This window comes from Marinobacter azerbaijanicus (assembly GCF_030250645.1).
In the GTDB taxonomy this organism is placed as follows: Bacteria; Pseudomonadota; Gammaproteobacteria; order Pseudomonadales; family Oleiphilaceae; genus Marinobacter; species Marinobacter azerbaijanicus.
In genome coordinates this window covers 620,466-640,711 of record NZ_JASSVS010000001.1, presented here as the reverse complement: position 1 = coordinate 640,711, position 20,246 = coordinate 620,466, and the positions used below count along the sequence as shown (strand labels likewise).

Below are 20,246 nucleotides of genomic sequence, written 5' to 3'. Positions count from 1 at the left end.
CCTTTTGGTAACCGGCGCTTTACAACTGGGCGAAAGGCAACACAATAAGCGGTTATTCTGCCGGCTTGCTAGACTGGAAGCCGGAAGCCTAAAACGAATTCCGGGCGTTTTAAACTGGAGGTCCCATTGGACAAGAATATGAAAATCCTGATCGTGGATGACTTCTCCACCATGCGACGGATCATCAAGAACCTGCTTCGTGATCTCGGCTTTACCAATACCGACGAAGCGGACGACGGCAATACCGCACTGCCAATGCTCCGAAGCGGTAAATACGATTTTCTGGTGACAGACTGGAACATGCCCGGCATGTCAGGGCTGGACCTGCTCAAGGAGGTCAGGGCGGATGAGAACCTCAAGACCCTGCCGGTGTTGATGGTGACTGCCGAGGCAAAGCGCGACCAGATTGTCGCTGCTGCCCAGGCAGGCGTGAACGGTTATGTGGTCAAGCCGTTCACTGCCGCAGTACTCAAGGAGAAGATTGAGAAGATCTTCGAGCGAATCCAGTAACCAGAGGTCGGACGGGCTCCCATGAGCAAAAGTAACAGGAACGAACAGGGTCTCGACCCCGAGGTTACGGAAAAACTCCGCACTCAGGCTGCCGAGCTCGTTGAGCAGGTTAATGCCGGGGAATATGCCCGGGCCATGACCCTGATCAATGAACTGAGCGAGGTAAGGGATCAGAGTCTGTACCGGGAAGTAGGTCGGCTGACCCGCAGCCTCCACGAGGCCATCCGCAACTTCCAGATTGATCCGCGTAATGCCGAACAGTCCGAGGCGCTGTCAAAGATGACCGACGCATCGGACCGTCTGGAATACGTTGTCCAGATGACCGGAAAGGCCGCAAACCGGACCATGGACCTGGTGGAAGAAGCAATGCCCAGGGCCAGCGCCATTCGTGATGAGGCGGCAGAGCTCCGGGATGAGTGGCAAAGACTTCGCCGCCGCGAGATGGCTCCCGCAGAGTTCCGTGAACTTTATGCCCGTATAGATACTTTTTTTGTCAGCCTGAATACAGACGCTGGCGCCATGTACGACAACCTGTCGGAAATACTGCTGGCTCAGGATTTTCAGGACCTCACCGGTCAGGTTATCCAGAAGGTCACCACGCTGGTCAAGGAGGTGGAGGAGCACCTGTTGAATCTGGTGGTGATGGCCAGCCACGTTGACCAGATGACAGGTACCGTGCACGAGCTTGAAGAAAAGGAAAAAGAATCCGCGGAGCAGGGTGTCGGGCCACAAATCAAGGCCGAAGAACGTGCAGATGTTGTATCGGGCCAGGACGATGTTGATGATCTTCTGTCCAGTCTCGGTTTCTGAGCAAAAGAGGGTAACCCATGGCGTTTGATGCCGATGAAGAGATCCTGCAGGACTTCCTTGTTGAAGCAGGCGAGATACTCGAAAAGCTGTCCGAGCAACTGGTCGATCTTGAGCAACATCCGGATGACAGTGATCTGCTCAACGCCATTTTCCGTGGCTTCCACACCGTAAAAGGTGGTGCCGGGTTCCTTCAGCTGGATGCCCTGGTCAACTGCTGTCATTCCGCCGAGAACGTGTTCGACATCCTGCGCAATCACAAGCGCAAGGTGGACTCTGAGCTGATGGACGTGGTGCTGGAAGCTCTGGACCATGTCAATGCCATGTTTGAACAGGTTCGTCACCACGAGGAACCCACTCCTGCACCGGACGAACTGATTGCCGCACTGGACGCGCTGGCCAAGCCTGCCGGGCAAGCCCCGGAGACGAGCGCCGCCGTGGGTCAGCGGGAGGAAAGAACCGCCGACGAGGGAAGCCCGGACGAGGATGGCGGTGATATCACTGATGACGAGTTCGAACAGCTTCTGGATGCCCTGCAAGACGAGAAAAAGAGTGCGCCGGCGCCGAACGCCGGCAACAAACCGGCCTCTGACGAAAGCAACGGCGCCGGCGACGACGAAATCTCCGATGATGAATTTGAGGCTCTGCTGGATCAGTTGCACGGTAAGGGCCAGTTTTCGGGCCCGCCTGAAACTGATAAGGCAGGTAACGACAAGCAGGGTGCTGCCGTGGGCGGCGGAGACAGCAACAGGGCCGATGACCAGAAGACTGGTGATGACCTGATTTCGGATGACGAGTTCGAAAAGCTGCTGGACGATCTGCATGGCAAGGGTGGCAGCCCCACGGCGGATTCCGCCAGGGAGTCGTCAGCGTCTGCCGCAGGGCAACCGGAGCCGGAACCTTCCGGCACCAAAGCCGACAAGCCGGTTGAGCCGGCGGGCAAAACAGAAAAAAGGGCGCCTGAAGGCAAGGGCGGCGCAACGTCCACCGCGCCTGCAATGCCCGCTCGTGACGCTAATGCGCCGGTGGCCGAGACCTCGGTACGGGTGGACACCAAGCGCCTTGATGACATCATGAACATGGTGGGTGAGCTGGTACTGGTGCGTAACCGCCTGCAACGCCTGGGTGCGCAGAGCGAAGACGAGCACATGCACAAGGCCGTTTCCAATCTTGATGTCGTCACCACTGACCTCCAGTCTGCGGTAATGGCAACCCGGATGCAGCCAATCAAGAAAGTATTTGGCCGCTTTCCTCGGGTCGTTCGTGACCTGGCTCGGAGTCTCAAGAAAGAAATCAGTCTCGAGATGCACGGCGAAGATACCGACCTCGACAAGAACCTGGTGGAAGCACTGTCGGACCCGCTCGTTCACCTGGTCCGCAACTCGGTTGATCACGGTATAGAGGCGCCGGAGGTCCGCGAGAAAGCAGGCAAGCCCCGCCAGGGCACGGTGACCCTTTCCGCGGAGCAGGAAGGTGACCATATCCTGTTGTCCATCGAGGACGATGGTGCCGGTATGGACCCGGATGTGCTTCGCCGAAAGGCGGTGGAAAAGGGCATTTACGACCAGGATGCTGCCGACCGTCTGACCAATTCGGAATGCTACAACCTGATCTTCGCTGCCGGGTTTTCCACCAAGGACCAGATTTCCGATGTCTCCGGTCGTGGCGTGGGAATGGATGTGGTCAAGACCAAGATTGGCCAGCTCAACGGTCAATTGAACGTTGAGTCCGAACTGGGCAAAGGCTCGCGCATTGTCATCAAGGTGCCGCTGACGCTGGCCATCATGCCCACTCTGATGATCATGCTCGGGGATCAGTCCTTCGCCTTGCCGCTGGTGAATGTGGTGGAGATTTTCCATCTCGACTTGAGCAAAAAGAATATTGTGGACGGTCGTGAATGCATCGTTGTTCGTGACAAGGTTTTTCCGCTGTTCCATATCAAGCGTTGGCTGGTCAAGGGAGCGGCGGGAGAGCCGGAACCCGAGAATGCCCACGTAGTGATTGTTGCCATGGGCACCCGTCGTGTCGGCTTCGTGGTCGACCAGCTGGTCGGCCAGGAGGAGGTGGTGATCAAGCCGCTCGGCCGCGCCCTGCAGGGAACTCCGGGCATGGCGGGGGCAACCATCACGGGTGATGGCCGCATTGCACTCATAATTGACGTTCCAAGCCTGCTGCAGAATTACGGCTGACACTTTTTGGCAGGGCCCGGGGTTTAGGAGAAATGGATGACGGTTTCTGTCCTGGTCGTTGATGATTCAGGTTTCTTCCGCAAGCGACTGACGGAAATTCTGACCGCGTCCGGCCAGATCAAGGTTGTGGGCGTTGCCACAAACGGTCGCGAGGGAGTGGAGCTCGCTGAAAGACTGCGGCCCGACGTCATCACCATGGACTACGAGATGCCCGTGATGGATGGCATCACTGCCGTCCGCGAGATCATGAAGCGGTCTCCCACTCCGGTACTGATGTTTTCATCCCTGACCTACGAAGGCGCACGGGTCACACTGGATGCCCTTGAGGCCGGTGCTGTTGATTTCCTGCCCAAGAATTTCGAGGAGATTGCCAGGGACTCCAGCCAACTCCAGAAGATTCTGATCGATCGTATACTGGATGTGGCGGGCAGCCGGCCCGGGGCAAAGCCCGCAGCTTCGACTGCGCCATCATCGGCACCGGCACCGTCTGCAGAAAAACGCACCACGCACGGCAGGCCGCAGCCAGAGCGTGCCCGGGATGTCCCGCGGCCGGCACCAGAGCCGCAAGCGCCGACCAGGCATACTTCCCGCCGCGTAACGGCAAAGCACTACAGTGTGGTTGCCATCGGAACATCCACCGGTGGACCGGTGGCGCTGCAACGGGTCTTGACGGCATTGCCGGCTGGTTTTCCCGCCCCGTTGGTCCTGGTTCAGCATATGCCCGCGAGTTTCACCCCGGCGTTCGCAGAAAGGTTGAACAAGCTCTGTCAGATCGAGGTTCGCCAGGCTGCCGATGGCGACATCCTGAAACCGGGTCTGGCACTGCTGGCGCCAGGCGGCAAGCAGATGATGATAGAGAACCGGGGCGGTCAGGGCAGGGTGCGTATTCTCCCCGGGGATGACCGCCTTAACTACAAGCCTTGTGTGGACGTCACCTTTGGCTCACTGGCGCGCAGTTTCCCGGGCAAGACCCTGGGCGTGATCCTCACCGGCATGGGAGCGGATGGCAAGGAGGGCTGCCGGCTCATGAAACAGAGTGGCTCTGATATCTGGTCACAGGATGAGAAAACATCGGTGATCTACGGTATGCCGATGGCTGTGGCCAAGGCCGGTCTGACGGATGAAGTGCTCGCGCTTGATGACATCGGCCCGCGTCTGGTTGATGGGGTGAGCTGATGGATATACTCAGCCTGCTTGGGGTAATCCTGGCATTTGTGGCCATCCTCGGCGGAAACCTGCTGGAAGGGGGAGCGGTCAGTTCACTGTTTAATGGGCCGGCAGCGCTGATTGTTATCGGCGGCACCCTGGCCGCGACTATCCTGCAGACCTCCTGGCCACTGCTGAAGCGCGCCTGTTCCCAGGCGCGCTGGGTATTTTTCCCCCCGTATATCAGCCTGGAAGACGGCATCGGTAAGGTGATTGACTGGAGCGTCAAAGCCCGCAAGCAGGGCTTGCTGGGGCTTGAAGGGCTGGCGGAAAAGGAATCGGAACGCTTCGCCCGCAAGGGGCTTCAGCTGCTGGTGGACGGTGCCGAGACTGAAACCATTCGCAGTATCATGGAGGTGGACCTGGAGTCCCGGGAACAGCGGGATCTGGAATCGGCCCGCGTTTTTGAGGCCATGGGTGGTTACTCGCCAACCATAGGCATCATTGGTGCTGTGATGGGGTTGATCCAGGTGATGACCAACCTTGAGGACCCTCAGTCACTTGGTAGCGGCATTGCAACCGCCTTTGTGGCCACCATCTACGGGGTGGCTCTGGCCAACCTGCTGTTCTTCCCGGTTGCCAACAAGTTGCGGGGTATCCTCAGGGAACGTACCCGTTATGAAGACATGATGATTGATGGCATTATCGCCATCGCTGACGGCGAGAACCCGAAATCCATCGAGATGCGCCTGCGGGGCTTCCTGTAGTGCCGTTATTGCGGAATGGGGCGGGATCATGAGACGGCGCAGGCGGCAGGATGATGACCTTCACAACAAGGAGCGCTGGCTGATTTCCTACGCCGACTTCATAACCCTGCTGTTTGCGTTCTTTGTGGTGATGTATTCCGTGTCTTCGGTAAACGAGGGCAAGTACAAGGTGCTGTCAGAGACATTGACCGGCGTCTTCAACGCGCCCCAGCGTTCTTTCCAGCCCATTGAGGTGGGTGACCGGCCCAGACTCTCTACACCCCAGGCTCCGGAGGACGTCATCTCGCCCCCGGTGACAGAGGCGCCACAGAATCCGGCGATGAATGAGCAGGGGCGCACCGAGGCGCTTCGCGCCATGGCGGACCAGCTAGCGCTGGAGTTTGATGAGCTGATCAACCAGGGGGTGATGACGCTGGAAACCAGTGACGAATGGCTGGAGCTCAGTCTGCGCAACAGTCTGCTGTTTGGCAGTGGCGATGCAGAACCCCACTACGATGCCTTTGAGGTGGTGGAGAAAATCGCCGGTGTGCTTCGTAACCGTGATAATGCGATCCGGGTGGAGGGCTTTACTGACAATCGTCCCATACGAACCGATGCCTTCCCCTCAAACTGGGAGCTCTCGGCAGCAAGGGCTGCAGCCATAGTGAGAATGCTGGCCATGGAAGGTGTTGAGGCGGAGCGCCTGGCAGCGGTGGGCTATGGTGAACATCAGCCGGTTGCCCGCAACGACACCGAAGAGGGACGCCGCCGCAACCGGCGCGTGGTTCTGCTGGTGTCCCGGGATGCCAGTATTCGCGGGGCCATGCGATAACCGCATTACACTCAGCCACTTGCGTGCAGATGACGGAAGGTCCCTATAGGCAAGTTGGCACAATATCTGTATTAACTCCTGTACATCTTTAATGCCGGCAATCCCTTGCCGATTGTTTTCAAGTTGGCCGGATGATGGCCGATAACTCCGTATGGTTTCCGGCATTTCCGGGACTGATATTTCTGGAGAATGCAGCGTGGAGAGTGCAGCGTGCGAATCTGGGCAGTAGCCAATCAAAAAGGCGGGGTGGGAAAGACCACGTCGGTTGTAGCGTTGGGTGGTCTGCTGGCTGAAAGCGGTAAACGCGTGCTGGTGGTCGATCTGGACCCCCATGGATCGCTGACCAGCTGGTTCGGATATGATCCGGACTCCATTGCCCATAGTGTGTTCGACCTGTTTCAGCACCAGGGCAAGGTGCCTGAGGGCTTGCCCGCGCAGCTGATTACTGAAACCAGTTGCCAGGGGCTTTCTCTGTTGCCGGCCAGTACCGCGCTGGCAACCCTTGAGCGTCGAATGGTGGGTGTCGAGGGAATGGGATTGATCATATCCCGGGCCCTGGCCCAGTTGTGGGACGATTTCGACTATGTTTTGCTGGACAACACGCCGTCGCTTGGGGTGCTGATGGTGAACGCCCTGGCAGCGGCACAACATCTGATTATCCCGGTTCAGACCGAGTTCCTGGCCATCAAGGGTCTCGACCGGATGTTGCATACGCTCGCCATGATCATGCGTTCCCAGAAGAACCAGCTTTCCTATACCATCGTGCCAACCCTGTTTGACAGGCGTACCCAGGCTTCAGTGAGAAGTCTCAATCAGTTGCGGAAAACCCATGCCGATTCACTCTGGCGATTTGCCATTCCGGTGGACACCAAGTTCCGTGATGCCAGCCAGGCAGGTGTGACCCCGTCCTCGCTGGAAGCAGATACCCATGGCGTAAGAGCCTATGCCCACCTGCTGAAGGACTTGCAGGAAATGACCGGCTCAGTGTCGGAGCGCCGGCATGCCTGACAAGAAATTGACGCAGGTAACCGATCCCACATCGGCCATCGCCAGTTATCTGGATGAGTTGCTGCACACAGCAACGGACACCGCCCGACAAGAAAAACCGGAGCCACCGGTACCGCAGGCCCGAAAGCGTGCCCGCGTGGCACCGCCGCCTGCGTCCGTTGCCGTGAGGCCAACGGCAGAACCGGATGTTGAAGCGCGGAAGCCGGTGACGCCGGTAGTGGAAAAGGCACCGGAGATTGAGCCTCCGCCGGTTGAGGAAAACAAGGCTGCCGATATTCCGTCGCCCCCCGAAGCGGAACCACCGGGCCGGCCTGAATGGTCAGACAAGCCCTTCGAGTGTCTTATTTTTACGGTGGCAGGACTGCAACTGGCGGTACCACTGATCCTGTTGGGAGCCATTCATCGTATTGAAGAGCCGGTAAAGCCGATTCCCGGCAGCCCCCGCTGGTATATGGGCATGCGACCGGACCGGGACCACAATCTCCGGGTAGTGGATACCGCAGAGTGGATCATGGCCGGCCGGGCGCCCGCTGATGCCAGGGAGAATTATCGCTTTGTGATCCGGCTGGACAGCAGCGAGTGGGGGCTGGCCTGCGATGACGTGGCCCAGTCTTTTACGCTGAAGCCGGATGAAGTGCGCTGGCGTACGGCCCGCAGCAAGCGGCCATGGCTGGCGGGAACGGTGGTTGACCACATGTGCGCATTGATCGACGTAAAAACCATGGCGGATCTGCTGGTCCGGGCCGAGCGTGAACAACACCTCGATCTCAGCTAGCAAACTCCGGTTACTGAATGAAACCGTGCTCTGCTGGCACGGTTTGTGCCCTGAACTATAGTATTGGGCACTGATGATGACTTTTTGACGATCAGGCTGCCCGCCGGGCAGCCGAACAGGAGACTTAAGGCTATGGCATCCCCGAGCGGACAGCAAAATCAGGCCCAGGATGATCAGGTACTGCAGTACGTAACCTTCAGGCTGGATGACGAAACCTATGGCATTGATGTCATGCAGATCCAGGAAGTGTTGCGGTACACCGAAATCGCGCCGGTTCCGGGTGCTCCGGACTATGTACTGGGCATCATTAACCTGCGGGGCAATGTGGTGACCGTTATCGATACCCGCCGTCGCTTTGGCCTGGCGGATGCGGAAATAACGGACGCAACACGCATTGTGGTGATGGAGTCGTCCAACCAGGTAATGGGTATTCTGGTGGATTCCGTTGCCGAGGTGGTGTACCTGAAAGCCAGTGAAATCGAGACCGCGCCCAACGTGGGGAACGAGGAAAGTGCCAAGTTCATCCAGGGCGTGTGTAACAAGAACGGCGAGCTGATCATACTGGTCGAGTTCGACAAGATGTTGACAGACCACGAGTGGGCTGAAATCTCCGCACTGTGATACCGGGTATCACCGGACAGCAGGCAGGATGGACGCCCCGTGGTTAAACTAACCGAGGACGTCCATCATGTTTGCAGAAATCTCTTCCCTGGCCCCGTGGCTACTGACCACCGTTGCCCTGGGTCTGCTGTTCGCTCAGGGCCTGTTGGCACGCCGGGAAAACCAGAAACTCCGTGAGCAATTGAAAGAGCGTTGCGAAATTCTGGGTCGGGAGCTTCATGCGACGGCCAGTGGCAGCATGGGGGTGGGGCAGCGGGTGGTTACCTGCGAGCGCCAGCTTCATGAATTGCGCGGGATGCTTGATGAAATGCGCCAGAATGACCCCCTGAGAATATCCTACGATGAAGCGTCAAGACTGGTTGATCTCGGGGCCGATATCGACGATCTTATGAATACCTGCGGAATTTCCCGTCCCGAGGCCGAGCTGGTGTCAGCACTCAGAAAACGTCAGGCGGCCTGATACTCTGCTGTTACGGACGCTGTTGCATGAAGAGAGTTTACGCGAGGGCCGCCGAGGCCCTCAGGTCTGTATCCCGTCATGATTTTGTCTCCAGTTCCGATCTGGTTCCTTCCATAACCGGCCACTCCATCCCCCGCGAAGAAACGGTCAGCCATATCCTGTCACTGATTCCGGAGGTGGAGCCGGATCAGGTTGTCATGCATGTCGGTGGCGGTTCCGGCTATCTGGCCGCCGTGCTCTCCGGGCTGGCGCACCGGGTAATCTATCTGGAAAAGAATCCGGTCGTTGCGGAAGCCGCCAGGGGCCGGTTTTCCCGTCTTGGCATGCACAATGTGGATGTGGTGATTGCCAGTGTGGATGACGCTCCCGAACCTGACCAGCTCTGCGATCTTGTTGTCTGTACAACCTTTGTCACGGAATGGAAAGGGATGTTCCGCTTTCTGCGGGAGGGAGGACAGTTGGCTTGCCTGGAGGGGCGTGCTGGTCCGGTGCCAAGCCTGGCCATGTTTATCAGAAGGGATTCCCGGCTGGAGCGGGTCCGTACCCTGGGCTGGGTAGACTTTAACCGCAATGCAGAACAGATCCTCATTGACCTGGGCGTTGTCGATGACAAGGTCCTTGGGGAAGCAAAAGCAGAGGCAGCGAAGCAGAACTGCCGTCTGCTTGACGTTCTCCGTCGCAAGCTGAACCTTGAGGAAATCGACCTCTACCGATCTCTTGCCCGACAGCGCGGCATGGTGTTCACCGATGCAGACGATGTCCTTCCCGACCTTCATCCGGCGCTGTTTCGTCGTTTCTCACGAACCTTTCTGGACCTGTCACGCCTGATTCCGATTGCCGAGGATGACGGCAAAATCACTGTGGTGACCGATGACCCGGATGCGCGCACGGATCAGTTGGAACGCCTCAGTCCCAATCAGGTTGTCGACTGTCTTCTGGTAACGCCCAACGACTTCAGGCGTATCTGGTCGGCACTGGATCTGACGGCCAAGGGACGGACATTTGTTGCAGATCACGATGCTGGCAGTGCTCCGAAACCGGACAGTGGTGTAAACAACGGCCAACTGCTGGGTAATGACCCGAAAAACGGGCATGTCAGCCCCTATCTGGTGTCTGTCTACGAAGCTATTCTGCTGGATGCTGTCAGCGAAAAAGCCAGTGATATTCACATCGAGCAGTATGGTGACCGGATACGCATCCGCCTCAGAGTGGATGGCGATCTTCACGATCTGCCCCAATACCAGTTATCGCCCCGGGAAATCAAAGGGGTCATCAACGTTATCAAGCTCCGGGCAGAGTTGAACATTGCGGAACACCGGCTTCCCCAGGGCGGCCGTTCCCGGCTGCAGCTGGGCGATATGGCCTACGACCTGCGGATACAGACACAGCCTTCGCTCCATGGCGAGCATGCCATTATCCGGCTGCTGCCCCAGACCGGGAGGGCCATGACCATTTCCGAGCTGGGGATGTCTCCGATGCTTGGCGCCCGGTATCAACGCCTGCTGGACAACCCGGCAGGGCTTGTACTGGTGGTGGGGCCGACCGGTTCCGGAAAATCGACCACTCTCTATGCCGGATTGCAGACTCTGGCCGATGACGGCCGCCGGAAAGTGATTACGGTAGAGGATCCTATTGAATACTCCATCGATAATATCCAGCAGACACGCGTGCGATCGGAAATCGGTTTTGGCTTTGCCGACGCCATGAAGGCATTTGTGCGTGAAGACCCGGATGTGATTCTTGTTGGCGAAATCAGGGACCAGGAAACCGCACTGGAGGCGATTCGTGCTTCCCAGACCGGTCATGTGGTGCTGTCCACGCTGCACTGTAATGATTCTGTGGATTCGCTGCAGCGTCTGTACGATCTTGGCATCCACCCCAATTCCATCGCCGGTGAGTTGCTGGCGGTTATTGCTCAACGCCTGGCCAAACGAATCTGCAAGCACTGCCGCAAGGCCGTTGAACCCGATGCTGTAATCCTGTCCGAAGTGTTTCCGGATGGTCCGCCAGCGGATTTCCGGTGTTTCGAGGGGAGTGGCTGTGACAAGTGTGGTGGCCGCGGGACCCAGGGGCGGGTGGCGATTGTGGAGTATATGGAGGTGGATTCCGATATCCGCAACGCTATCTCCAGTCAGCCGCCGATCGGAGAACTTCGCTGGAGGGCGCTGGATGCGGGACTGGTAACCATGCGGGACAGTGCCCTGGATCATGTCATTGAGGGTATTATCCCGCTTTCGGAGCTGCCGCGGATTCTTCCCCGGGAACGCATGGCTCCCGAAGTCCGGGGCGGCCGCAGGAGTCATGAATGAGTAGTAGCAAACAGGTATTGAAAGCTGCCCAGCGCGAGCCGGTGGAAGTTGTCTACTCAGAGGAGCTCGAGAAGCTCAAGGGTATGGATCATGGCCCTGTGCCCCCGGGCTGGCAGATGTCACCCCGTGCTGTGGAGAAATTCGTGCTGGGGGACGACCAGCTCGGTATTGAGCGGAAATTTGTCGCTGACCGGGCTATGGTAGTCCGGATTATTATTTCCCTGTGTACCAGTCGCGGATGTCTGCTGGTGGGCGAGCCCGGTACCGCCAAATCCTGGTTGTCGGAACTGCTGTCAGCGGCTATATCCGGCAGCTCCACCCTTACGCTTCAGGGCGGCGCGGTGAATCAGGTGGGGCAGCTGCTGTATAGCTGGAACGAGTCCGTTCTGCATGCAGAAGGGCCCTGTCTGAAAGCGTTGGTGCCAAGCCCCCTGCTGAGGGGCATGATGGAAGGGCGCATGGTCCGTTTTGAGGAAATTGCCCGTTGCCCGCAGGCGCTTCAGGATGCCCTGTTGTCTGTATTATCAGACCGGGTGGTGGTGATTCCCGAGCTGGTGGGCGAAGACGGTGTGGTGCTGGCCCGGGAAGGCTTTAATGTGATTGCCACCTCCAACAGTGTCGACGAGGGGGTTCACCGGATGAGTGCCGCCCTGAAACGGCGGATGGACTTTGAAGAAATCCGACCGATACGCAACCTGTCGGATGAAATGGATGTGGTGCTCCGGGAGGTCCGTAAGGCCAATACCCGGGCCGGTATTGACGTAGATCTTGATAAATCGGTGATCGAAGTTCTGGTGACCATGTTTCACGAGCTCCGTAATGGCCAGACCCTGGATGGCCGCAGTACGGACCGTCTGGCTGGCGCCGCCCTGTCCACGGCGGAGGCGGTTTCCGTGGCTCATGCGGCCAGCCTGAACGCCTGGTATTACGGTGGCGGCAGCATGACAGTAGAGCAGCTGATGCACCACATAATCGGCTCAGCCCTGAAGGACCAGCCGGAAGACCGTCGTCGGCTGAAGCATTACTTTGAGACAACCGTTGCCCCCAGAAGGGGGGATAACTGGCAGCAGGCCTGGGCACTTCGTTCACTGATCCGCTGAGTTGTCCGGCGCTTCCGGCGTCCGATCATCGGGTGTCAGACCCCGGATATGAAACGCGAATGCGAGAATTTCGGCAATAACGCGGTACAGCGACTCCGGGATCTCTTCATTCAGCGACAGCCGGGCCAGGATGCTTGCCAGTTCGGCGTTTTCATAGAGTGGCACGTCATGTTCCCGGGCAATGCGGATTATTTCCTCTGCCAGTTCACGGGTGCCGGTTGCACTGATGGTAGGGGCTTTTTCGCCATCGTATTTGAGCGCAATAGCCGCCCTGTTGTCCTTGTGGTGTGTCTTTGCTGTCATGCCCGGGTGTCCACCAGTCTGTGTTCGAGGCGGGTGATGTTCGTCTGGGGCGTCCCGCGGCGGCATTCCAGGTCTGTGACCTCCAGGCCAAGGTCTGTCAGGCTTTGCCGCAGGGTGGGCAGCTCCTGATTCACCCGGCGCAGGGTGCTCTGTTTTTCTGCCCAGACCCGCGCACTGACTGCCTGGTGCCGCAGGGCAACATCGAAGTGCAGTGGGCCGGCCTCATCAAGGTCCATGGTCAGTGACAGCCGCCACTCGGTGGTTGCCTGCGCCGGGGACTTCCCTTCGGATCCCTTGTCTTCCTGATACTGTTCAATCCGCATCTGTGCCAGCCTGGGTTCATTCTGGGGCGTCAGCCATGGCAGGTCCAGTAACAGGGTGGAGGTTGGCGCCGGGGCGTCGCCACCGCCCCGGGCGGTGAGTGCCTGGCTATGGAGCTGATTCACCGTAATGCGATTGAGCATTCCTGCCAGCAGGCGGAGCATCTGCCCGACACTGGGCGGCTCACCGTCACTGGGGGCCTGGGGCGTCGTCAGGGGTTGCGGAAATTGCAGCGGCGCCTGCATCAGTTCCGGGGTCGGGATGGGGGTCAGCCGGTTGAACTGTTCCGGAGTGCTGCCCTGCTGTGCCAGCAATGCAGTAATCACCCTGCCGAGAGCCAGTTTGAGATCGGGGAGTTGGCTGGCAGGGGTCTGGGCCAGACGGGATTCTGCAAACAGGCCGCTTTCGGCAAGCCATTGGCGGACCTGTTGCGGGGTTGCAGCCTGGCTGCCTGCGCCGGGTGACAGGGTAGTGCCGGAGGGGAGCCTTGCCACTATCTGTTCAATAGCCTGGCGGGCCGCTTCCGGCAGTGGCTGAGCCGGCCTTGATGAGGGTAGCTGGCCTGGAGACGGATCCTGCTTGAGGCCCTGTGTCAGAGTGGTCAGGAGCTTCGCCAGTCCTGCATCAATGGACTGCTGCCACGGCAGACGCTGGGCCAGGGCGCGGGCAATGCCGGCTTCCGGTGCCTGGGCCAGCTTGCCCATCAGCTGAAGCTCATTACCCGCCCGCATGACCTTTACCCAGTCGCCGGTTTCCAGGGATGTTTTACCGATAGCAGCCTGAATGGTCAGCGACTGGCCTCGTATATCCAGCAATAACTGCGTGCCGCCAGAGGATTGCCGGTTGATCACTTCGGCCACCCGTGCCAGCGTGGTTTCCCGGTTGGCAAGCTTCAGCTGATCAAGCTGGGCCCGTGCGGATGCTGCATCCGCTGTCGCTGACGGCCGCTCTCCTGCTGGCCGGCTGGGTGCCGGCATGGGTGCTTCTGTTTTCTGCGGTGGTGCAGGGTTACCGTTTGGTAATTTCATTGCTACCGATTTGATGTCAGACAAGAGTATTCCCGGGGCGCTTTCGTTATAATACGCCCCGCCGGCAATGTTTGCCTTCCCGAACGTCTGAACCCGCCGGGTCAGTAATGTATATCTCCAACGACGGTTGATTGTTCCGCGTTGAGCCAGCTCTGGGGCCCCGATGTCTGAGCCGTTACTACAGGCTGTCAATCTTGAGTGTGAGCGTGACGACCGGATTCTGTTCCGGAACCTCTCGTTTTCCATACTGCCCGGTACTCTGACCCGTGTCGAGGGCCCGAATGGTTCCGGCAAGACCACTCTGTTGCGGATACTGGCCGGACTGAACGACAGTTACAGCGGTGACCTGCTCTGGCGTGGCAAACATCGCCATGGATACCGGGAAGAATTTCTCCGCAACATGCTCTATCTCGGTCACCGTCCCGGCATCAAGCCTCTGCTCACTCCCATGGAAAACCTCCGTGCCCTGATGGCCGGACGCCGCTCATTATCTGACAAGGTTCTGTGGCAGGCACTGGAGGGCACGGGACTTGACGGTTTCCAGACGGTACCCTGCCGCAACCTGTCCGCTGGCCAGCAGCGTCGGGTCGCCCTGGCCAGACTGTTGATAGCGGATGAGCCACTGTGGATCCTGGATGAGGTGTTTACTGCAATCGATATCCACGGGGTTGCTGCCCTGGAGCGGCTGCTTGCCGAACGGGTCGATAATGGTGGTGCGATCATTGTTACCACGCACCATGAGCTGCGCCTGCCATCAATGCAGAGAATCACACTTGGCGGAGGTGATGATTATGGCCTCTGAGTTCCGTGTCACCCTGCGCTCTCCGGACCTGTCAGTAGGCGTTGCGACTGCCATGAAAGCCGTTTTCCTGCGGGATGTGAAGACCGCCTTCCGGCAGCCTCAGGATCTTCTTAATCCGCTACTGTTTTTCGTGATGGTCGTAACCCTTTTTCCTCTTGGGGTTAGCCCGGAAGTGTCATTCCTGCAGCAGGCCGGTAGCGGTATCCTATGGGTAGCCGCCTTGCTTTCGGTATTGTTGTCACTTGACCACCTGTATCGCCATGATTTCGACGATGGCACACTGGAGCAACTGGTGCTTCAGCCTCAGCCACTGTTTCTGCTGGTGCTGGCCAAATCCCTGGCGCACTGGGTGCTGACGGGGTTGCCACTGGTCCTGCTGACGCCGGTTCTTGGGGTGATGGTGCATCTTGAAGGGAACTCTGTTGCGGTTTTGTGTCTAACGCTGCTGATCGGAACGCCCGTACTCAGCCTGATAGGCTCCATTGGGGCAGCGTTAACGCTCGGATTGCGATCGGCGGGTGTGCTCTTGTCACTGCTGATCATTCCGCTGTACATTCCTGTGCTGATTTTCGGCACGGGAACGGTAATGGCGGCTTCCGAAGGTGCGCCAGTGGCAGGGCAACTGGCGTTGATGGGGGCGTTTCTGGTGCTGGCCCTGACATTGGCTCCCTTTGCATCGGCAGCCGCTTTGAGAATCAGTCTGTCCAACAGTTAAAAGTAGAAGGGTAGCAACCTGATGTGGCAAATTTTTCACAAGCTGGGCTCACCGAAGTGGTTCTTCGGTATCGCATCGACACTGATGCCCTGGCTGCTTTGGGCAGGCGTTGCCATGTTGGCTGTCGGTATTGGCTGGGGGCTGGCCTTTGCGCCCCAGGACTACCTTCAGGGCAACAGTTACCGCATTATTTTTATTCATGTGCCCTCGGCGTTTCTGGCCCAGTCCGTCTATATCATGATGGCGGTTGCAGGTCTGGTCACCCTGGTCTGGCGTATGAAACTGGCGGATGTGTTTGTTAAATCCGTGGCGCCGGTGGGCGCGGTTCTGACCTTTCTGGCCCTGTTTACCGGTGCCGTCTGGGGTAAGCCTACCTGGGGAACCTGGTGGATATGGGATGCCCGTCTTACCTCCATGCTCATCCTGCTGTTCCTGTATTTTGGTGTGATTGCCCTGGGCGCAGCCATTTCGGATGAGAAGTCTTCGGCGCGGGCGGTTGCTGTTCTGGTGCTGGTGGGCGTAGTGAATATACCTATCATCAAGTATTCCGTGGAGTGGTGGAATACCCTTCATCAGCCCGCGACCTTCAAACTGACAGAAAAGCCAAGCATGCCCCCGGAAATGTGGGTGCCACTGCTGCTCTCGGTGCTTGGACTCTATCTGATTTTCGGCTGGCTGGCCTGTTTGAGGATGCAGACCGAGATTCTGGCTCGAGAGGGCCGCACCCGCTGGGTAAAAGAACTGGTTCAGGCACAGGGGAACTGATCCGATGGCGTTTGATTCGTTTGGCGCGTTTATGGTTATGGGAGGGCACGGGCCTTATGTGTGGGCCTGTTACTTCGTTTTCTTCCTGCTAATGGGGGCCACGACGCTGTGGTCGCTGCGCCAGCGTCGTTTCGTCATTGCGCAACAGCGCCGCCGCATGGACGCCGCGCCAGTGCGGGATAGCACCCCCGCGGGCGCCAGCTTTACCCGAATTGATCCTTCACGAGACTGACTGGTAGACAAACCATGCATCCGATCCGCAAAAAACGGCTCACCATTGTGCTTGTCCTGCTTGCCGGGGTGTCGGTGGCTGTAGCCCTGACCACCTATGCGCTGCGACAGAACATCAATTTATTTTACGACCCGAGCCAGATTGCGGAGGGAGAGGCACCCGTGGATGTGCGGATACGGGCCGGTGGCATGGTGGAAGAGGGCTCCGTGTTGCGGGATCCGGAAAGCCTGAAAGTGGAGTTCAAGGTAACGGACTTCACTTCATCGGTTCTGGTGGAGTATACCGGTATCCTGCCAGACCTGTTTGCCGAGGGGCAGGGGGTTGTTGCCATGGGGCGTCTTGATGAAAACGGCCGCTTCGTTGCTGACCAGGTTCTGGCAAAGCATGATGAGAACTACATGCCTCCGGAGGTGAACGAAGCGCTGGAGAAAGCGGCTGGTAAACGTGCAGCCATGTCCGGCGCAGAAAGCGATGCGGCCGCCAGTTACTGAACCCACTGGCCACTCTATTGAAATAGTTGGAGAACCCTGATGTATCCGGAACTCGGACAGATCGCACTGATACTTGCGCTTTTGCTGGCAGTACTGCTTTCCGTGGTCCCGCTCGTGGGCTCGGTGACTGGCCGCGATCAACTGCAGGCTTTTGCCAGGCCCCTGTCGGCCGGGCTGTTTGTGTTTGTTGCACTGGCTTTCGGGATACTGACCCATGCGTTCGTCACGGATGATTTTTCCGTGGCTTATGTGGCCAATAACAGCAACAGCATGCTGCCGTGGTACTACAAATTCAGCGCTGTCTGGGGTGGCCACGAAGGCTCGTTGCTGCTCTGGGTGCTGATGCTTGTGGGCTGGACCCTGGCAGTGGCCGTATTCAGTCGCCGTTTGCCGGCTGTGATGGTGTCCCAGGTGTTGGCGGTTCTGGGTATGGTGACAGTGGGTTTCCTGCTATTCACCATCATCACCTCCAACCCCTTTGATCGCACACTTCCCAATGTCCCTGCTGATGGCGCGGACCTGAATCCGCTGCTGCAGGATTTTGGTCTGATCGTCCACCCGCCCATGCTCTACATGGGTTACGTGGGCTTCTCTGTAGCCTTTGCCTTTGCCATTGCTGCCTTGATCAACGGCAGACTGGATGCCGCCTGGGCGCGCTGGTCCCGTCCCTGGACAACCGTGGCCTGGGCATTCCTGTCCTTGGGCATTGCCTTGGGTAGCTGGTGGGCCTACTACGAGCTTGGCTGGGGCGGCTGGTGGTTCTGGGATCCGGTTGAAAACGCTTCCCTGTTGCCGTGGTTGTCAGGCACTGCGTTGATGCACAGTCTTGCTGTTACCGAAAAACGGGGGGTGTTCAAGAGCTGGACAGTGCTGCTGGCCATTGTCACCTTTGCATTGAGCCTGCTGGGAACCTTCCTGGTGCGCTCGGGCGTGCTGACCTCTGTTCACGCCTTCGCGTCTGATCCCGATCGCGGCACTTTCCTGCTTGCGCTGCTGGCAATCACCATCGTATCAAGTCTGACGCTATACGCATTCCGGGCGCCGGTGGTGCATGTGCGGTCACGTTACGGCAGCCTTTCGCGGGAGGTGTTCCTGCTGCTCAATAACGTGCTGCTGGTGGCGGCCACGTTGCTGGTCCTGGTCGGAACCCTGTATCCGCTGGTACTGGATTACCTGGACATGGGACGGCTTTCGATTGGTGAGCCGTTCTTCAACCTGACGTTCAGCCCGCTGGCCATTGCTGCTGGCCTGCTGCTCGGTGTCGGCATATTCTCCCGCTGGAAGAAAACCGACGGTGGCTGGCTGGGGCGCAAGCTACTCTGGCCCCTGGCGCTCAGCATGGTCGCAACGACGGCGGTCATAGCGGGCTATGGCAGCTTCAAACCCTGGGCCTTTGGCGGTCTCTTCGCGGCCATCTGGGTGAGCGTTGCAACCTTCTGGGATATCTGGGACAAGTCCGCTTCAAGAAAGGGGCGCATCCATGGATTGACGCGCCAGTCGCGGAGCTACTATGGCATGGTCCTGGGGCACCTTGGCCTGGCCATCACCATGGCTGGTGCCACAGTGGCGTCCAATTATGGCATTGAGCGTGATGTGCGGATGTCGCCGGGTGATACGGCGGATGTGGGTGACTACAGTGTTGCGTTTGCCGAGATCGGCAACCGCCGGGGCAAGAACTTTACCGCGGAGTACGGGCGTTTCGAGGTTTCTGACAGCACCGGCCGGGTCGTGTCCACGCTCTATCCGGAGAAGCGCCAATACATGGTACAGCGTAACACCATGACAGAAGCCGGGATTGACGCCGGTCTGTTCCGGGATGTGTTCGTGGCTATCGGGGAACGTGTTTCCGACGACGCCTGGGCAATACGTATGCAGTACAAACCGTTGGTGCGCTGGCTGTGGCTGGGCTCACTGTTTATGGCAGCCGGTGGGTTCCTGGCAATTGCAGATCGCCGTTATCGGATTCGTGAGAAGGCATCGGAGAGCCATTCGCCGGCCAGGGACCAGAACGGTGACAGACGCAGCCCGGATCCGGCGGGAGCAGTGACATGAAGCGCGTTTTTCTTTTCATTCCAGTGATACTGGCGGTGGTACTCGGGGTGGTGTTGTTTGCCGGTATCGGCAAGGATCCGAACAAGCTGGAGTCAGCACTGATTGGCAAGCCGGTACCGGAATTCCAGTTGCAGGATCTTCATGATGAGGACCGTGAGCTGGATCGTGGGTTATTCAAGGGACAGGTTTCCCTGCTCAATGTCTGGGGTACCTGGTGTCCGGCCTGCCGTGATGAGCACGACGACCTGGTCTGGCTGGCTGAAGAGAAGGGTATCCGGATTGTCGGCCTGAACTACAAGGACAATCGCGATGATGCCCTGATCTGGCTGGATCGGCTTGGCGATCCATATCAGGTATCCATTTATGACCCCCGGGGTCGGTTGGGTTTTGATCTGGGGGTCTATGGAGCGCCTGAAACCTACGTGATTGATGCCGATGGCATCGTGCGCCACCGCCATGTTGGCGTAGTGAATGAAAAGGTCTGGGAGGAGGATATCGAGCCTCTGGTGAAGCGGTACAGGGAGAAAATCTGATGATGCGTCCCCTGCTGGTCAGTCTGTTGCTGATGGTCGTTGGCCCAACACTGATGGCCGAGCCCAGTGATGTATACAGCTTCGATTCCCGGACCGAGGAGCAGCGATTCCATAACCTGATTTCCGAGCTCCGCTGCCCCAAGTGTCAGAACCAGAATATTGCAGACTCCAATGCCCCCATATCCAAGGACATGCGGGATGAGGTCTATCAGATGATGTCCGCGGGCGCCAGCAATGAGGACATTGTCGGCGCCCTGGTAGACCGTTTCGGTGAGTTTGTCCGTTACAAGCCGGAGGTAGACCGCCGGACAATCCTGTTATGGGCCACGCCAGCGATCGCCGTCGCAGTGGGGTTTGTGGTGGTTGCCGTTATCGTGATCCGTTCCCGTCGCAATGGTGAAGGCGAAACCGCGCTATCAGAAGAGGAACGTGGCCGGGCAGCGAGAATGCTTGCTGATGATAACTCCGACCGCACGTCCTGATGAACGGAATAGCCGACCC

Annotated in this window: 22 protein-coding genes; 20 read left to right on the top strand and 2 right to left on the bottom strand. The window is 58.4% G+C overall.

Annotated features, from left to right (window positions below; genetic code table 11):
- Positions 1-126: 126 nt before the first annotated feature.
- The 12 genes from cheY to QPM17_RS02840 all read left to right on the top strand — a co-directional run bounded on the left by cheY (position 127) and on the right by QPM17_RS02840 (position 12,503).
- Complete coding sequence (gene cheY / locus QPM17_RS02895; protein ID WP_114613228.1) at positions 127-510, top strand: chemotaxis response regulator CheY; 384 nt, start codon at positions 127-129, stop codon at positions 508-510.
- A 21-nt stretch (positions 511-531) separates the two neighbouring features.
- Positions 532-1,320, top strand: a complete 789-nt coding sequence (locus QPM17_RS02890) for a protein phosphatase CheZ (protein ID WP_285388582.1) — start codon at positions 532-534, stop codon at positions 1,318-1,320.
- A gap of 17 nt (positions 1,321-1,337) precedes the next feature.
- Positions 1,338-3,506, top strand: coding sequence for a chemotaxis protein CheA (locus QPM17_RS02885; RefSeq protein WP_285388581.1), 2,169 nt, complete (start codon positions 1,338-1,340; stop codon positions 3,504-3,506).
- A gap of 36 nt (positions 3,507-3,542) precedes the next feature.
- On the top strand, positions 3,543-4,682 hold the full coding sequence (locus tag QPM17_RS02880) for a protein-glutamate methylesterase/protein-glutamine glutaminase (protein ID WP_285388579.1): 1,140 nt from the start codon (positions 3,543-3,545) through the stop codon (positions 4,680-4,682).
- Entirely contained in the window at positions 4,682-5,419 is a 738-nt protein-coding gene (locus tag QPM17_RS02875) for a flagellar motor protein (RefSeq protein ID WP_285388578.1), read from the top strand. The genes QPM17_RS02880 and QPM17_RS02875 overlap by 1 nt, the downstream gene beginning before the upstream one ends.
- 28 nt (positions 5,420-5,447) lie before the next feature.
- Entirely contained in the window at positions 5,448-6,230 is a 783-nt protein-coding gene (gene motD / locus QPM17_RS02870; RefSeq protein ID WP_285388577.1) for a flagellar motor protein MotD, read from the top strand.
- Positions 6,231-6,440: 210 nt separating this feature from the next.
- Positions 6,441-7,238 carry a ParA family protein gene (locus QPM17_RS02865; RefSeq protein WP_285388574.1) on the top strand — a complete coding sequence of 266 codons (798 nt, stop codon included), beginning with the start codon at positions 6,441-6,443 and terminating at the stop codon, positions 7,236-7,238.
- Complete coding sequence (locus QPM17_RS02860; protein WP_285388573.1) at positions 7,231-8,013, top strand: chemotaxis protein CheW; 783 nt, start codon at positions 7,231-7,233, stop codon at positions 8,011-8,013. The genes QPM17_RS02865 and QPM17_RS02860 overlap by 8 nt, the downstream gene beginning before the upstream one ends.
- Before the next feature lie 132 nt (positions 8,014-8,145).
- Entirely contained in the window at positions 8,146-8,634 is a 489-nt protein-coding gene (locus QPM17_RS02855) for a chemotaxis protein CheW (RefSeq protein ID WP_285388571.1), read from the top strand.
- A 67-nt stretch (positions 8,635-8,701) separates the two neighbouring features.
- Complete coding sequence (locus QPM17_RS02850; RefSeq protein WP_285388569.1) at positions 8,702-9,094, top strand: DUF2802 domain-containing protein; 393 nt, start codon at positions 8,702-8,704, stop codon at positions 9,092-9,094.
- Positions 9,095-9,120: 26 nt separating this feature from the next.
- A complete protein-coding gene (locus tag QPM17_RS02845; protein WP_285388568.1) occupies positions 9,121-11,403 on the top strand; it encodes an ATPase, T2SS/T4P/T4SS family in 2,283 nt (760 codons plus the stop codon).
- Positions 11,400-12,503 (top strand): ATP-binding protein, encoded by a 1,104-nt coding sequence (locus QPM17_RS02840; protein ID WP_285388566.1) that lies wholly within the window; start codon positions 11,400-11,402, stop codon positions 12,501-12,503. The genes QPM17_RS02845 and QPM17_RS02840 overlap by 4 nt, the downstream gene beginning before the upstream one ends.
- Here the strand turns inward: QPM17_RS02840 and QPM17_RS02835 are convergent.
- Together QPM17_RS02835 and fliK are read right to left on the bottom strand one after the other, a co-directional pair.
- Positions 12,489-12,806, bottom strand: a complete 318-nt coding sequence (locus tag QPM17_RS02835; RefSeq protein WP_285388564.1) for an EscU/YscU/HrcU family type III secretion system export apparatus switch protein — start codon at positions 12,804-12,806, stop codon at positions 12,489-12,491. The genes QPM17_RS02840 and QPM17_RS02835 overlap by 15 nt on opposite strands.
- Positions 12,803-14,179, bottom strand: coding sequence for a flagellar hook-length control protein FliK (gene fliK, locus QPM17_RS02830; protein WP_285388563.1), 1,377 nt, complete (start codon positions 14,177-14,179; stop codon positions 12,803-12,805). The genes QPM17_RS02835 and fliK overlap by 4 nt, the downstream gene beginning before the upstream one ends.
- Positions 14,180-14,318: 139 nt before the next feature.
- Here fliK and ccmA point away from each other — a divergent pair, with 139 nt between their 5' ends.
- The 8 genes from ccmA to QPM17_RS02790 are packed head-to-tail and all read left to right on the top strand — an operon-like array spanning position 14,319 to position 20,227.
- Positions 14,319-14,957 carry a cytochrome c biogenesis heme-transporting ATPase CcmA gene (gene ccmA, locus QPM17_RS02825; protein ID WP_285388560.1) on the top strand — a complete coding sequence of 213 codons (639 nt, stop codon included), beginning with the start codon at positions 14,319-14,321 and terminating at the stop codon, positions 14,955-14,957.
- On the top strand, positions 14,947-15,672 hold the full coding sequence (gene ccmB / locus QPM17_RS02820; RefSeq protein WP_285388558.1) for a heme exporter protein CcmB: 726 nt from the start codon (positions 14,947-14,949) through the stop codon (positions 15,670-15,672). Before ccmA ends, ccmB begins: the two co-directional genes overlap by 11 nt.
- Positions 15,673-15,693: 21 nt before the next feature.
- Positions 15,694-16,437 carry a heme ABC transporter permease gene (locus tag QPM17_RS02815; protein WP_285388557.1) on the top strand — a complete coding sequence of 248 codons (744 nt, stop codon included), beginning with the start codon at positions 15,694-15,696 and terminating at the stop codon, positions 16,435-16,437.
- A gap of 4 nt (positions 16,438-16,441) precedes the next feature.
- Positions 16,442-16,669, top strand: coding sequence for a heme exporter protein CcmD (gene ccmD, locus QPM17_RS02810; RefSeq protein ID WP_285388554.1), 228 nt, complete (start codon positions 16,442-16,444; stop codon positions 16,667-16,669).
- A 14-nt stretch (positions 16,670-16,683) separates the two neighbouring features.
- Positions 16,684-17,160: a cytochrome c maturation protein CcmE gene (gene ccmE, locus QPM17_RS02805; protein ID WP_285388553.1), complete on the top strand. Its 477-nt coding sequence runs from the start codon at positions 16,684-16,686 to the stop codon at positions 17,158-17,160.
- A 39-nt stretch (positions 17,161-17,199) separates the two neighbouring features.
- A complete protein-coding gene (locus QPM17_RS02800; protein ID WP_285388550.1) occupies positions 17,200-19,212 on the top strand; it encodes a heme lyase CcmF/NrfE family subunit in 2,013 nt (670 codons plus the stop codon).
- Entirely contained in the window at positions 19,209-19,745 is a 537-nt protein-coding gene (locus QPM17_RS02795) for a DsbE family thiol:disulfide interchange protein (RefSeq protein WP_285388548.1), read from the top strand. The genes QPM17_RS02800 and QPM17_RS02795 overlap by 4 nt, the downstream gene beginning before the upstream one ends.
- On the top strand, positions 19,745-20,227 hold the full coding sequence (locus QPM17_RS02790; RefSeq protein ID WP_285388544.1) for a cytochrome c-type biogenesis protein: 483 nt from the start codon (positions 19,745-19,747) through the stop codon (positions 20,225-20,227). The genes QPM17_RS02795 and QPM17_RS02790 overlap by 1 nt, the downstream gene beginning before the upstream one ends.
- Positions 20,228-20,246 lie beyond the last annotated feature (19 nt).